Below are 13160 nucleotides of genomic sequence, written 5' to 3' on the forward strand. Positions count from 1 at the left end.
TCCCCTCCTTAAAATGAGGGGATTTCTTCTGCAAGACGGTCAAGCCCGACCGCAAGAATGTTCTTACTGGCATTGATATCTCTATCATGCCGTGTACCACACTTAGTACAAGTCCATTCTCTTATTCGCAAACCTGCTCTACCGCTCAAGCTACTGGACATATCGCCACAGCACGAACAAGTTTGGGTGGTGTATCGTTCATTTACGATTTCAAAACGGCAACCTGCGTTCTCGCATTTGTAGGTCAGTTGTCGTTTCAGTTCAAACCAACCTGCATCGTAAACCGATTTGGCTAGTTTGCCTTTTTTACTGTTAAATTGGGTGGTTTTTACATCGCCAACCACGATTAGGGCATTATTTTTGATTAGCCCTGTGGTGAATTTGTGTATGAGGTCTTGGCGTGTGTTTTTGATTTTGGCATGGATAGCTTTTACACGTTGCTTGTTTTTGGCACGTTGAGCAATGGCTAAATCTTTGGCATATTTTAGCGTTTGCTTAATTTGTAGTTTATCGCCATTTGAGGCGGTGGCACTGTCTTTTAAACCTAAATCAATGCCTACACTACCAGTACCACATTGCTGTTTTGGGTATTGTTTGACGGTGATGCAGGCATACCATCGGTTACGGCTGTCTTGGACGACCTCAAGGGTGTTAATTTGGTATAGCGATAGGTTGTAGCTGTCCCATAGGTCAATGATTAGCTTTTGCCCTTTAGCTAAACTAAGCTGTAGGGTTGATTTTAATCCTTTTTTGCCTGTTTGGTGGGTAGCAATGTGTTTAATGGCGGAGTGTTTAAACGGTAGCCAACCTAAGCTTTTACGCTTAGAGTTTGGGTTGTTGGTTCGCCAGTTGAGTTTAGCTTTTTTAAATTGCTTACGGCTTTTGGCGTGGGTTTCGTTAATGGCTTGAATAGTTTGACTATGCAAGCCTAGCAGTTCACCGCTACCTTTGGTGTATTCGTTTAGGTCATAAGCACTAAAGAATTTCCCAGTTTTTTGCAGATGCTTGTAACTCAAGTCATTGACGTAGTTCCATACGAAATTGACCGAACCGCTTAGGCGGTTTAGTTGGTCTTTGTGTTTATCTCGTATGCGTAGCTTGAGCGTTTTCATAGGTTTAAGTATAATTGGATTTTTCTATTTTACAGTTGGTCTAATTATATGTCAAACGATTTAAGACGTGGTAGGCACGTTGTTTACAATCTTCATGTGCATTTGGTCTTTTTGGCTAAATACCGCAGAAAAGTATTTACTAAAGAGATTTTAGACGATATGCAGGTTATCTTTGAGGAAGTTTGTTCAAAGTTTGAGGCACAATTGGTAGAGTTTGATGGTGAAAGCGACCATGTGCATTTATTGGTGGTTTATCCGCCTAAAGTGGCTATTTCTAGTTTGGTGAATAGTTTGAAAGGCGTGTCTAGTCGGCTATTGCGTAAAAAAGAATATCCGTCTATTAAAGAGCAGTTATGGGGCGATGCGTTGTGGTCGCCTAGCTATTTTGCAGGTAGCTGTGGCGGTGCTCCAATCGAGATTATCCGCCAGTACATTGAACAGCAAAATACCCCTCACTAAATACCATCTGTGCGTAAGCATGATTACGGAGTTGCCTTATATCCACCGCCTAAAGTCGGTGGTTTTACGGCAAAGGAGGATAAATGCTAAAATAAATGGGGCATTATCGGCTCGCAGTAGTCGCCATGCAGCCGACTCTCGAAAGTGACGTTGGTAATTTGCCGATTTTGCCATAAAGCTCATGATGATGCCTTTTTTAGTCTATGTTGTTTGGGCTTATGCGATACGCCCTCTGTCTATTTCATCCCTACGATTTGCATTAACCTGTCAAAGCTATTAACTACTTCATAGCTAACTGGCATTTTTTCAACTGCCGCCAAGGTATCCACTTGTTCAAGTTCGCCATTGTTACCTTGTGTCTGTTGCAGTTTGGCAAAAAACGCTTTGGCACTGGCGATTTTTTGTTTTTCGGTCTCTCTCAAGTCTATTTCGCTGGTAGAGCCTTTGGTCTCTGCGACAAAATAGACATGACGCACCTTGTCTTGATTAAAGGCAATCGCCCAGTCAGGGTTATAACCGCCAAATGGCGTGGGGATGACAAAGTTTTTGGGCAGTTTGGCATACACTACGACTTCATTGATGTGCTGCTCTAGCTCTGCCAAGAATTTGCGTTCAACATCCGAGTCTGTTTCCACATACTCCCAGACATGACGATTGGCTTTAATGGCGGTATCTGACAACGGAATATTACTCACAAAGATATCGTTACTGTCATACCGCTCAGATGTCAATTCATACGCGATATTTTGCACGATCAGTTTAGCCTGTTGCTCATTGATGAGACGGCTAACTTCGCTGATAAAGGCTTCGGGGTTGTGTTTAAACTGTGAAAACACCGCTGAGTTTATTTTACTCAATACAGCAACGACAGTACGACGGGTCAGATTGGTACGGCTTGCCACTTGCCCGATAAGGTCATAGCGAATCGGCGTTTGTACATTGACACTGTATTGCTCACGATTAGACTGCACTTGCCCAAAGCTGTCACCTTGTCTGAGTGTGTCGTAATCTAGACTATCTTTTTGCTCAGATGTTTTGACGGTATAGGTGAGTGACTGGACAAAATTGTTGTTACGCTCACGGCTAACTTTATCAATTTCGCTGATACTCTCAGCAATTAATTTTTCGCTATCAAGCTGGATTTGATAAATCGATTTTTGGTTGATGCGTCGCCATAGGGCTTGGAATTCTTTACGGTTTAGATTGCCTGGGTTGATGGTATTTTTAGGTCTATTGCCATCGTTAAACATGCCATCAAGGGCATTTGGATTCACCACGCTGCTAATGAGTTTATGGATAGAATTGGCAAAGGGTTGCAACTCATCGGGCAGTTTTGGCAATTTGCCGTTTTCTTTATCTTGATGATAGCTTTCTGACAGATTACCTGCTTTATCCGTGTAACCATGAGAACGTAAATAGAAGAAAATTTCATTAGCTGTATCTGCATCAACGACCATTTGCCCACCCAGTTCACTCACCAAGGTTTTACCCGTAAAATATTGTGGATTGGCTTTGCTTGGGCGAGTGGCAAGATTTTCGAGCATTTCTTTTTGTAGATTACCGACAAATTCAACATAGCTTTCGTTGGTAATCACGGTTAGGTTATTGAGCCGATGTACTTCACCGAGTGGCAGATAGCCACTGTCCATGCGTGTGCCATGTTTATCCACGGCTAGACGTAATCCCCGCCCTACTTCTTGACGGCGAGAGATGACGTTGTCCGAGTGCTTGAGCGTACAGATGACAAAGACATTGGGGTTGTCCCAGCCTTCACGCAAGGCAGAATGCGAAAAGATAAAACGCACATTTTTACGAGCGATTTGTTCGTCACTATCGAGCCGTTCGGGGAAAGCAAGCAAGGATTCTTTATCCTTCAAAATCAAATCATAGGCATCGATATCATCAGCGACCAGCACTTTTTCGCCCAGTTCTTCGTCTTTAACGCTTTTGACATTGGGATCGACCATGTGGCGTTTTTTATCAAGGCTAAAATAGCCGTTGTGGGTGCTGTCGGCACCGATGGCTTTGAGGTAGTCTTGGTATGGGTCATTTGTTAGGTTTAAATCAATGCGTTTATCCACTTCTTCGGTATAAGCTTGTTCGAAGATATCAGCATACTCACCATTCACCGCATTGCCGTCGCTGTCGTACTGGCGGTATTTGGCGACTTCATCGATAAAAAATAGACTTAGGACTTTAATGCCCTTATGAAATAACCGCTGTTCGATGTCCAAATGTGAGCGGATGGTTTCTCGGATTTGGATACGGCGTAAGTCTTTATCGTCGCCATCGCCTTTATTACTGTTGCCCTGCCCAACGTGTAGCACAATACCATTGGCAAATTCGATACTATCGGCGGTGACTTGGGTGACGGTATAGCGGTCTTTGTATTGTTCGGCTTCACCAGAAATATCGAATAAATCTCTACCTTTCTCAATATTGCGGATTTCACGTCGAAACTCGCCTTTGGTTGATTTGATTTCTAGCTCTAGCCGTGCAACGGGCGCTTTGCTTGAGACAATCACATCTTGTAAGTACAGATAGCCATTTGTGCCCGTCAAGCCTTTGACTTCAATGCCTTTAACGGTGATTTTTTTGACCAGTTTTTGGTTATAGGCATCCAGTGCGTCAAGGCGATACACTAGGTTATAGTCACGCTTGTGGGTGGCGGAATAGCGTAGGATAAATAACGGGTTAAAGTTGGCAAGGCTTTGTAAGGTCTTGTCCGCGCCCATTTTTTGCGGTTCGTCTAGGATGATAATAGGACGGTTACGGCGTATCACGTCAATGGGACGGCGAGAGCCGAATTCATCTAGGCTGGCGTAGATTTTGCGTGATGCTTCGTTGTTCGCCCCTTCTTTGATGGTGTTAAAGGCTTGCACATTAATAATCATGATATTGATACCGCCATCTGAGCTAAAGCTCTCTAGGTGGTGCAAGGCTTTGGAGTCGTAGATAAAGGCTCTTGGTTTTTTGCCATATTCTGCCAGTAGGTCATCCGCCATCATGCTAATGCTTTTGTTCACGCCTTCACGAATGGCGATACTGGGCACGACGATAATAAATTTTGACCAGCCGTATTGTTTGTTCATCTCAAATATGGTGCGTAAATAGGTGTAAGTTTTGCCTGTGCCTGTTTCCATTTCGATGTTGAGATTGAGCGGGCTTTGGGTCAGGCTGTCGCCTTTTTTGTTGTCAGCTGTGACAAGCTCGGTGGATTTTGGTAATTGTCTATTGGCTTGCACCGTTTGGATGTTTTTAAGAATTTCATTCAAGTCAAATAATGGCGTATTGGCAAAGCCGATATTTTCATCGTCTAACATATCATAGGTTTGTAAGGCAGAATTTTGCAATATATCAGTTTCGCCAAAATCTAGCCCTGCCTGTTGTGTCACGCATTTGGGGGTTGGCTGTATGCCCCTATCGAGTGTATAGCGGGTTTGCCCGATAAGCTGCTGTTGTCCACGGAACACATCGACGACGGCTTGCACGGCATCGAGTTGGTAGGTTAAGGGTTTAAAGGTAATTTTCATGTTTTTCTCCTTTTTCCCTTAGATAAAGCGTACATCGGTATGCGGTGATAGTTGTTTAAAGCGTTCTTTGATGTTGGTTTTGTCGCTGTCGGTGGCGATGGCGCGTTCGCTGGTGATGAATTTGAGTGGATTGAGTGCGGCGATGTCATTGACCATATTTGCGTCGATGTAGTCTAGGCTGGCAATCAATGAGTTACCGCCCACTTGGTAGATGGTGTGTCCGCCTGATTTGCTGGGAAGCTGTGTACGTTCGATAGGTAGGGATAACGGCACGCCAGTGTCTAGCATAAACTGAAATAGTAAGTCTTCGTCGCTGCGGTCGGGTTTGATGTTGTTTTCGAGTGTGGCGAGTAGGTCTTGGTTGTAGTCTTGGGGGTGGTAGTAGATGTCGTTCATGTTGCTGGTGTCGATTTTTAGGACTCGAAAGCCTGTGTCAAGTTGGCTTAGGTCTTTGTCGGCGTTGTCTTGGCGGATTTTTGCGCCTGCGCGGCGGATGCGTTCTTTTGATATTTCGGCGATGGTATTTGGTTTACTTACACTTTCTAAAAATTTAATTGCATTTTTAGCGGTTTTTTTTGCTGAATCACCAATAACTTTATTTGGGTCGATTACTTCTGGTACTTGCACCATGATAAACCTACGCTTTCCGTTATCCTCCATATTAAGTTGCATAACAGCATGAGCAGTAGTTGATGAACCTGCAAAAAAATCAAGAACTATAGAATTTTTATCTGCTCCTAATTCAATAACTCGTTTTATCATATTTAATGGTTTAGGATTTTCAAAAATCAACTCACCAAATATTTGCTTAATAAATTTAGTATCAGGTGAGCTGTCAAAATACCAAAAATTATCCGCAACTGAATAATCATCTTCTGAAATATATGATTTAACACCTGGTGGCGTATTTTCATCTCCATACCAAATCAAATTATTTTCTTGGAGCTTTAGCAAATCTTCATACGATTTGTCCCAGCCACGCTCTGGAATAACACAAGGTTTCCCAGTCTCTGGATTGATAATCGTATAATCTTTTCTACCACCCTGACGTGATAAATCTGCATCTTTGAACACCCCTTTTTCATCAACCTTATTCCAACGGCTTAAATGTGCATACTTAGGGCGTTTGTACATTTCCTTAATTTCATTATCAATCTCTTCTATACTTAAACCCATTGATTTTAGTTGATTAAATTTTAAAGCAATGTCTTTTGTACCTTCCTTTTTAATACGCCAATTAGCACTCTTAGCTTTTAAAAACTCAATATCTTTCGCATATACAAAAAGATATTCTGTACTGACTCCAATAAATTTTGCTTGGTTTTTACTTGAATTGTTTTTATGAATGCACTGAGCTATAAAATTATTTGAACCAAACGTTTCATCAGAAATTTTTTTTAAATTATCAACTTCATTGTCATCAATCGAAATAAAAATCACACCATCATCAGCCAACAGATTACGAGCCAATTTAAGCCGACTATACATCATCGACAACCAATCACTATGAAACCGCCCATTACTCTCCGTATTCGCCACCAAGCGATTGCCATCGCCATCCACCTGCCCCGACCGCTCAAAAAACTCAGCCGTATCCGCCGCAAAATCATCGTTATAAATAAAATCATTCCCCGTATTGTACGGCGGGTCGATATAAATCATCTTCACCTTGCCCAAGTAGCTTTCTTGCAACAGCTTTAACGCCTCAAGATTATCCCCCTCAATAAACAAATTCTGCGTCGTATCAAAATCCACACTCTCATCACGACACGGGCGTAACGTTTTGGCTATCGGACTGTTCGCCGTCACAATCGCCTCACGCTTGCCCACCCAGTCAAGGCGATAACGCTCTTGCGACCCATCAATGACCGAATGCGATAATTCTTGCTTAAGTAATTCAAAATCAATGCCCCGCTCAAGCACTACTTCACCGTTCATATCACGGATAACCTTGCCTTGCTCATCGGTTTTTGGCTTCTCGGTGACACAGTTGGGGAACACCTCGGCAAGACGCTCAATATTGCTATCGACTAGGTTTGGGGTGTGCATTTTTAGCGTGGTCATGGGGAAGTCCTTGAGAGTTTGAATGAATTATTTGGATTAAATAAGCAAGTCTTGCTGTGGGTTATCATCTAGCGTTTGTAGATACGCTAGCCCTTTGTCGGTTGTGCGATAGGCTTGGCTTGGATGCTGTAATGTTTTAGGATAAGCAAGTTCAAGTAACCCTTCCTTAAGCAAGGGTGATAAATACTTTCTGCGTATCGTATCAATCTCTCGATTGAGAAAATGTTTTAAAATACTACTGCTCATAAATTGCTTTTGACAAATTTGTAATACGATGCTTTTTGATTGCTCAGGGGTGAATCTGCCTTTAGCCCTTGCGGACGCTACAATGGATTGTAGATTTAGTAGCATATCATTACTTAAATCCCCTACTTCCTTGATGATAATGACATCATTAATCCCAGTGCTCGGCTCGTTAATCCCAGTGTTCGCCTCGTTAATCCCAGTGCTCGGCTCGTTAATCCCAGTGCTTAGGTCATTATTAAGGTAGCTAGAAACGTTATTACCAGTGCTTGCACCTGTCAAGGCTTGGTCATTACCTGCTAGGCTGTCGCAGTTATCAGTATAGCAACTATTTAAAAGGTAATAGCTATTACTACTTTTACCATGTTGTAGTAAATAGTTGTTTTTACAAAATTTTCGTAAAATGCTACTCGCTTGAAGTGTATCTAATCCAATATTCTCTCGAATATCTTTATTGGTAATTTGTCCCATTTTCTTGGCAAGGATTAACACTTCGGCTTCTGTATCTGTCAAACTATCAAACTGCTTTAACCATAACATTTCTTCTTCAGCAATTAATTGTTGAAGACGTAGTACCGTTTCACAATCATTATTTGAAATCATTCATTGACCTTTTAACGGGTTAAATCTTTGAGCTGCTTTTGTAGCGTTTGTAACTGCAAGTTCATCTCTACTTGGCGATTAAACTGTTTTTCTTTATAAATGCGTTTTTGTAACTCATTGATTTGTTTGGTAAGCAGTGCAACTTTTTCGGCATGGGCAATCTTTTCTTCAATACTAGCAATCTTTTGATGCGTTGTAGATAGGTTAGCTCCGACGTTTGGCGACAAAAAGACATTCGAAGACGTTTTATTTGTCGTTTTGTTGGTATGAATAAGTAGCTGCTCAATAAAATACTCATACAAATCCGCGATTCCAAATACAATCGGTAAATCTTCACGCTGTGTTAGGTCCTGCCAATCAGTTGCGTAGTATTTGCCTAGGACGAATTTTTGGCTGTCTGCTTGGCTTTGACGCTTATAAGTTGCGATGACTTTGATTTTATCTTCAAAGAGAATCTCAAAGATAATCGGTGATGGTATCAATTTATCGATAAACTGCAAAACTTCCGTATCTAGCCTTTCAACACGACTGACGATACTAAAAATTTGGATTTCTTTAATTGTCTCGCTATCGTTTAGATTAATTGTATGCGGTGAGAGCTTATACGCCCATCGGATACTTTCCACTTGCTCCACAAACAAGCGTTCGATACGGTGATTGGCACTGCCTCGTTGGTAGAACTTATTTTTTGGAATAATTTTATCCACTTTAGCGGTTGGTGGATAGCGATACAACATGTTTCACTCCCTTGGTTAGATCGAAAACTTCTGTAAATACTCTATAAAGAAATTCATTCAGTACGACTTCTTATACTCAAATAGCCAACTGTTCCCTACCACTAATGTCGTAAGTAAGAAACCATCGTTGTCTAATTGTCTTCAATCACAATAAAGCTAATCAGTTCAAAGTCATTAAGCCCAGATACTACATCCACCAAGGCAGTCGTTGACAACCCTGAAAATAAGCTATCAATATCTTTCTCATCTTTTAGCAGCCGAATCGAATGAATCACAATATCCAATAATGCCGAATACTGTCCCATGTTTCGTCCATCATCGGTTTTGCGGTTAAAAGACTCATACGCTTTTGGTATGGGTTGGTCTATGCCACGACACGCTTTACGAGCGACATCTAGCAAATATTTGGCTTGGGTGTAATCATATACCACATCGCCACTTTGATTGATATACACCAAGTAATACGGATACAAACGATTGGCTTGATTACCTGCCATCTGGGGGTTTCTTGCTCTTAATGTAAATATAACGCCTGCTTCTAAGCCAATTTCTGGCTGTGCGGGTACTACGGTATGCAGCCCATTCGGTAGACGTTTTAGTTCCTCATGCACTTCTAAATACCCTAATAAATCCATACGAAAATCATTAAGCCCCAAGTCTGTAATAGACACACCTGTATTGGCGTCTTCTAGGTCTAGCACCTCATTTTGTAGCTTTTGCAGCTGCTCACGTCGATATGCCATATCGTTAGCTTGGGCACTTAAGACATTATCATCCCCTGTACTGGTCATATCGACAATAACCATGCGATTTTCCACCCGCTCTCTTAGATTGATATAATCGTCAAGACTGATATCTGGCCAATAATTTACCAATTGAATCACACTGTTTGATGAACCAATGCGGTCTACCCGTCCAAAACGCTGGATAATACGTACCGGGTTCCAGTGAATATCAAAGTTAATGAGATAATCACAATCTTGTAAGTTCTGACCTTCTGAAATACAGTCAGTCGCAATCAGAATATCAATCTCCCGAGATTCTTCTGGAAAAATATCTTGTTTTTGTTTCGATTTTGGTGAGAACAAAGTTAATAAGCCCTGCATATCATAGCTCTGTCGACTCTTAACGCGGGTTTTGATGGTAGACGTATTATCGTTGCCTGTAATTTTGGCACTATGCAATCCATAGTTCTCCAATAAAAAAGGAGCAATGTTTTCATATAGATAATTAGCGGTATCCGCAAAGGCGGTAAATATAATTACTTTGTGATTACCGGGATTAATGGGATGCTGTAGTTTCTCAATGATATGACTTTTAACGTGTTGTAGCTTAGCATCATTCTTAGTGTCAATCGTAGCAATCATCCGTAACAACCCTTTGATGATTTCTCGATCACCATCAAGATCCATTCGCCAAGATAAGCGATCCATATCCGCCAAATGAATTTTCAACTTATTGCCAATTAAGTCTTCTGGATTAAGCAGTTCGCCGTTCTCATCTTGATCATAGCCCATCAAAGGCGCAATACTTACTTCGTCATCTGTCGCACGTGCGTCAAAATCATCAATTTTCGCAATCACATTGCTGATACTTTTCTCTAGAAAAGTTAGCGTTAATCTAAATGCATGGATTGAGCTTTCAAGACGCTTAAGCAGATTGACCGTCATTAATGCTTGCAGACTACGCTCACGATCAACCTGCTTCAGTCGCCCTTTTCCTTCAACCAAAGTATCAAAAATCTCCTCATATTTACGCAAGGCGCTAGGGAAAATATACGTGACAGGCGCATAGACCGCCATTTTAATTAATGACAGCTCTGCATAAATTCGGTTGAGCGTTACAGCCTGTTTATCATTGGATAAGGGAGTGCGATATGAAAGGGGTTTAAGACGCGTAGGAAACTGTCCAATAGCTGTAGTGTCATAGAATGTCTGGATATGTTTGCGCGATCTAGCAATTGTCACACTATCAAGCAGTTTAAAAAAGTCAAAATCAAGCAAGTTTAGGATTGCTTGGGTTGTACGTTCTTCAGGTTCTAGCTTTGCCCAAGTATTGAAACTTGCTTGTGCCCTACGAAAGATAGTCTCAATATCGCGCTCAGTGTCAAGTTTACTTTCTATAAAGTCTGCATTGCCTTCGTATGCCAGGGCTAGCTGATTTTTGAGATCCGTAAAATGATTATTTACAGGCGTCGCTGATAACATCAACACCTTGGTTTTTACTCCTTGACGAATGACCTTGTTCATTAAACGATCATAACGCGATTCTCGTTCCTTATACGCACCACGGTTACGAAAATTATGCGATTCATCGATAACGATTAAGTCGTAGTTACACCAATTAATTTTCGCCAAATCAATCCCTAACGTTTCACCATTGTTTCGAGATAGGTCAGTATGATAAAGGACATCATAACTAAAGCGATCGTTGGCAAAAATATTGGTGACTAAGTTGGCATTATAGTTGGTCCAGTTTGCCCCCAATTTCTTAGGGCAAAGTACCAATACGCTTTTATTACGTAGCTCATAATATTTAATCACAGCCAATGCGGTGAATGTTTTACCCAGACCGACACTGTCTGCCAAAATACAGCCATTATAAGTTTCTAATTTATTGATAATTCCAAAAGCGGCATCTTTTTGAAAATTGAATAACTTATTCCATACTACCGTATCTTGGTAGCCAGTTAAGTCATTGGGTATGACATCCGTGCTGATATCCTCCAAAAAATCCTTGAAGATATTATAGAGCATTAAGAAATAAATCCGTTCAGGTGGATTCTCCTGATATACAGACTCGATATGCTGCACGATTTGGCTAGTAACGTCTTCTACTTTGGTCGGATCATGCCAAATCCGATTGAAAAGCTGGATAAAAGTTTGTGTCGTAGATTGCTCATCAAAGCAATTAACCATGTTAGATATGGCATTGCCCTTTTCAAAGCCCAAACCTGTTGGGGTAAAACCTTGAATTGGCATGTATGTCAGAGATGTCTCGGGCTGTTGAATACTAATAAATTCCTGCATAGGTGCACTACTAGTGTTTGATTTAAATATCGCTTTTCGTCTTATCCAATCAGCACATTCTTTAGCGATTGCCTTTTGTGATAATTGGTTTTTTAGATGAATTTCAAACTCGGTACCATATAGGCTACTTTCACGATCAATTTTTGGAATAATAAACTCTCGTTTTTCCTTTTTGAGTTTTTCGGTTACATCTTCCGTAATAAATGTGGGTGATGTAAATACAAATTGAAGGGAATCAACTTTTTCTAATTCTTGTTTTAAGGCCGCATAAGCGTAAATTGAAAAATAGGAAGCAGCAATTTTGAGTTTAGATTGATTATTAAGATTCTTGCCAATATCTATTCCCAAAGTGCTATTGATGTTATCGATAAGTTTCATAAATAATCTGAGTTTATTTAATTGGATTTTATTGAGCTTATTAAGGTTTTAGGGTGTAAGTCAATATAAAATTCAAACAAATTTAATGTCGTGTTTCTAAATTATATAAGTTTATAACTGGCGCTCATTTAGATAATTACTCATATTATTCCAATTCCCACTCACTTGCCTTTTCTCCTCAACCGAATCATGAATACGAGCCAATTGAAACACATACGACAGGTAATTATTCTTTCCAATGTAGCTAAAACGCTGATTTAAAGCTTTACGGTAAATAATTTTATTTTTCACTAGGCTATATCCTCACTTCAAAAAGCAAATAAAAAGTGCCAAATACACCTAGATTCATAGGATTTAGTATAGGAAAAAATGGCATGAATCGCACTGACAGATGAACTATGGGAGCAGGTAGAGCATACCTTGACGTAGAATGGGTGTTACATCACTACAAACACTCGTACCGTGACGGAAGCTACATACGGTGTCATCAGCATGCAAGTGGAGCTAGGGCGGGCTTTGATAAACCAATTGGACAAGGCCATGGTGGACGAACTACAAAAATCCATTTATGACAACTGTCGTACCAACATGCAAGAATGCCAAACAGCCAAATCCCAATTTGGATAGTTATTTATACAAGCTCAGACATTTAGTAGAAAATACGTTTACAAGGTTAAAGCAGTTTCGTAGTATGGCCACGAAATATGAGAAATTAGCTCGTAATTTTAAGTCGATGATTTACCTTGCTTGCTTAATAATCCAAGCTCAAGTGAATTAGGGACATGCCTTAATTTATCTTGGAGATAAGTTTGAAAAGCATGACCAATGAGCTCATAGTTTATTTATCAGAAAGCAACCCTGTTAAGCCAATCTAAATAAAAAAATCAAGGTTGTAGTCAGATTTCGGATTGGTCGAGAAATAACCATGGCACATTTAAGGCACAATTATGGCACAAAGATTTTTTTATGTGCCTTAGTGACAAAACGGGGTCACAGCAAATG

9 protein-coding genes and 1 pseudogene are annotated in these 13160 nt (G+C 40.6%); 3 read left to right on the forward strand and 7 right to left on the reverse strand.

The window, feature by feature from the left end; translation table 11 throughout:
* Positions 1-8: 8 nt before the first annotated feature.
* Positions 9-1112: an RNA-guided endonuclease InsQ/TnpB family protein gene (locus ACAM37_RS10070; protein WP_369626145.1), complete on the reverse strand. Its 1104-nt coding sequence runs from the start codon at positions 1110-1112 to the stop codon at positions 9-11.
* 48 nt (positions 1113-1160) lie between these two features.
* Here ACAM37_RS10070 and tnpA point away from each other — a divergent pair, with 48 nt between their 5' ends.
* The gene (gene tnpA, locus ACAM37_RS10075; RefSeq protein ID WP_201665334.1) at positions 1161-1571 is read left to right on the forward strand and encodes an IS200/IS605 family transposase; all 411 of its coding nucleotides are present in this window, start codon (positions 1161-1163) and stop codon (positions 1569-1571) included.
* A 36-nt stretch (positions 1572-1607) separates the two neighbouring features.
* Here tnpA and ACAM37_RS10080 read toward each other — a convergent pair whose 3' ends face one another.
* The 6 genes from ACAM37_RS10080 to ACAM37_RS10105 all read right to left on the reverse strand — a co-directional run bounded on the left by ACAM37_RS10080 (position 1608) and on the right by ACAM37_RS10105 (position 12158).
* Positions 1608-1754 (reverse strand): hypothetical protein, encoded by a 147-nt coding sequence (locus tag ACAM37_RS10080; RefSeq protein ID WP_201665332.1) that lies wholly within the window; start codon positions 1752-1754, stop codon positions 1608-1610.
* A gap of 53 nt (positions 1755-1807) precedes the next feature.
* Positions 1808-5104: a type III restriction-modification system endonuclease gene (locus ACAM37_RS10085; RefSeq protein ID WP_369626146.1), complete on the reverse strand. Its 3297-nt coding sequence runs from the start codon at positions 5102-5104 to the stop codon at positions 1808-1810.
* Positions 5105-5122: 18 nt separating this feature from the next.
* A complete protein-coding gene (locus ACAM37_RS10090) occupies positions 5123-7168 on the reverse strand; it encodes a site-specific DNA-methyltransferase (protein WP_369626147.1) in 2046 nt (681 codons plus the stop codon).
* Positions 7169-7204: 36 nt separating this feature from the next.
* Positions 7205-8014, reverse strand: a complete 810-nt coding sequence (locus ACAM37_RS10095; protein WP_369626148.1) for a hypothetical protein — start codon at positions 8012-8014, stop codon at positions 7205-7207.
* Positions 8015-8025: 11 nt separating this feature from the next.
* Positions 8026-8751 carry a DUF4391 domain-containing protein gene (locus ACAM37_RS10100; protein WP_369626149.1) on the reverse strand — a complete coding sequence of 242 codons (726 nt, stop codon included), beginning with the start codon at positions 8749-8751 and terminating at the stop codon, positions 8026-8028.
* A 131-nt stretch (positions 8752-8882) separates the two neighbouring features.
* The gene (locus ACAM37_RS10105) at positions 8883-12158 is read right to left on the reverse strand and encodes a helicase-related protein (protein WP_369626150.1); all 3276 of its coding nucleotides are present in this window, start codon (positions 12156-12158) and stop codon (positions 8883-8885) included.
* A gap of 462 nt (positions 12159-12620) precedes the next feature.
* Between ACAM37_RS10105 and ACAM37_RS12230 the strand changes: the two genes are divergently transcribed.
* Entirely contained in the window at positions 12621-12785 is a 165-nt protein-coding gene (locus ACAM37_RS12230; protein WP_409034785.1) for a hypothetical protein, read from the forward strand.
* Positions 12778-12936, forward strand: a pseudogene (locus tag ACAM37_RS12235) (transposase); the annotation flags it as partial. The gene ACAM37_RS12230 and the pseudogene ACAM37_RS12235, both read left to right, overlap by 8 nt.
* Positions 12937-13160 lie beyond the last annotated feature (224 nt).

This window comes from Moraxella sp. K23 (assembly GCF_041154765.1).
Classification (GTDB): Bacteria; Pseudomonadota; Gammaproteobacteria; order Pseudomonadales; family Moraxellaceae; genus Faucicola; species Faucicola tetraodonis.

Bases quoted from the DNA above. Each gene is read 5' to 3' on its own strand.
- ACAM37_RS10070 (WP_369626145.1), bottom strand. From the start codon at position 1,112: ATGAAAACGCTCAAGCTACGCATACGAGATAAACACAAAGACCAACTA.
- ACAM37_RS10090 (WP_369626147.1), bottom strand. From the start codon at position 7,168: ATGACCACGCTAAAAATGCACACCCCAAACCTAGTCGATAGCAATATT.
- ACAM37_RS10080 (WP_201665332.1), bottom strand. From the start codon at position 1,754: ATGAGCTTTATGGCAAAATCGGCAAATTACCAACGTCACTTTCGAGAG.
- ACAM37_RS10085 (WP_369626146.1), bottom strand. From the start codon at position 5,104: ATGAAAATTACCTTTAAACCCTTAACCTACCAACTCGATGCCGTGCAA.
- ACAM37_RS10105 (WP_369626150.1), bottom strand. From the start codon at position 12,158: ATGAAACTTATCGATAACATCAATAGCACTTTGGGAATAGATATTGGC.
- ACAM37_RS10100 (WP_369626149.1), bottom strand. From the start codon at position 8,751: ATGTTGTATCGCTATCCACCAACCGCTAAAGTGGATAAAATTATTCCA.
- tnpA (WP_201665334.1), top strand. From the start codon at position 1,161: ATGTCAAACGATTTAAGACGTGGTAGGCACGTTGTTTACAATCTTCAT.
- ACAM37_RS10095 (WP_369626148.1), bottom strand. From the start codon at position 8,014: ATGATTTCAAATAATGATTGTGAAACGGTACTACGTCTTCAACAATTA.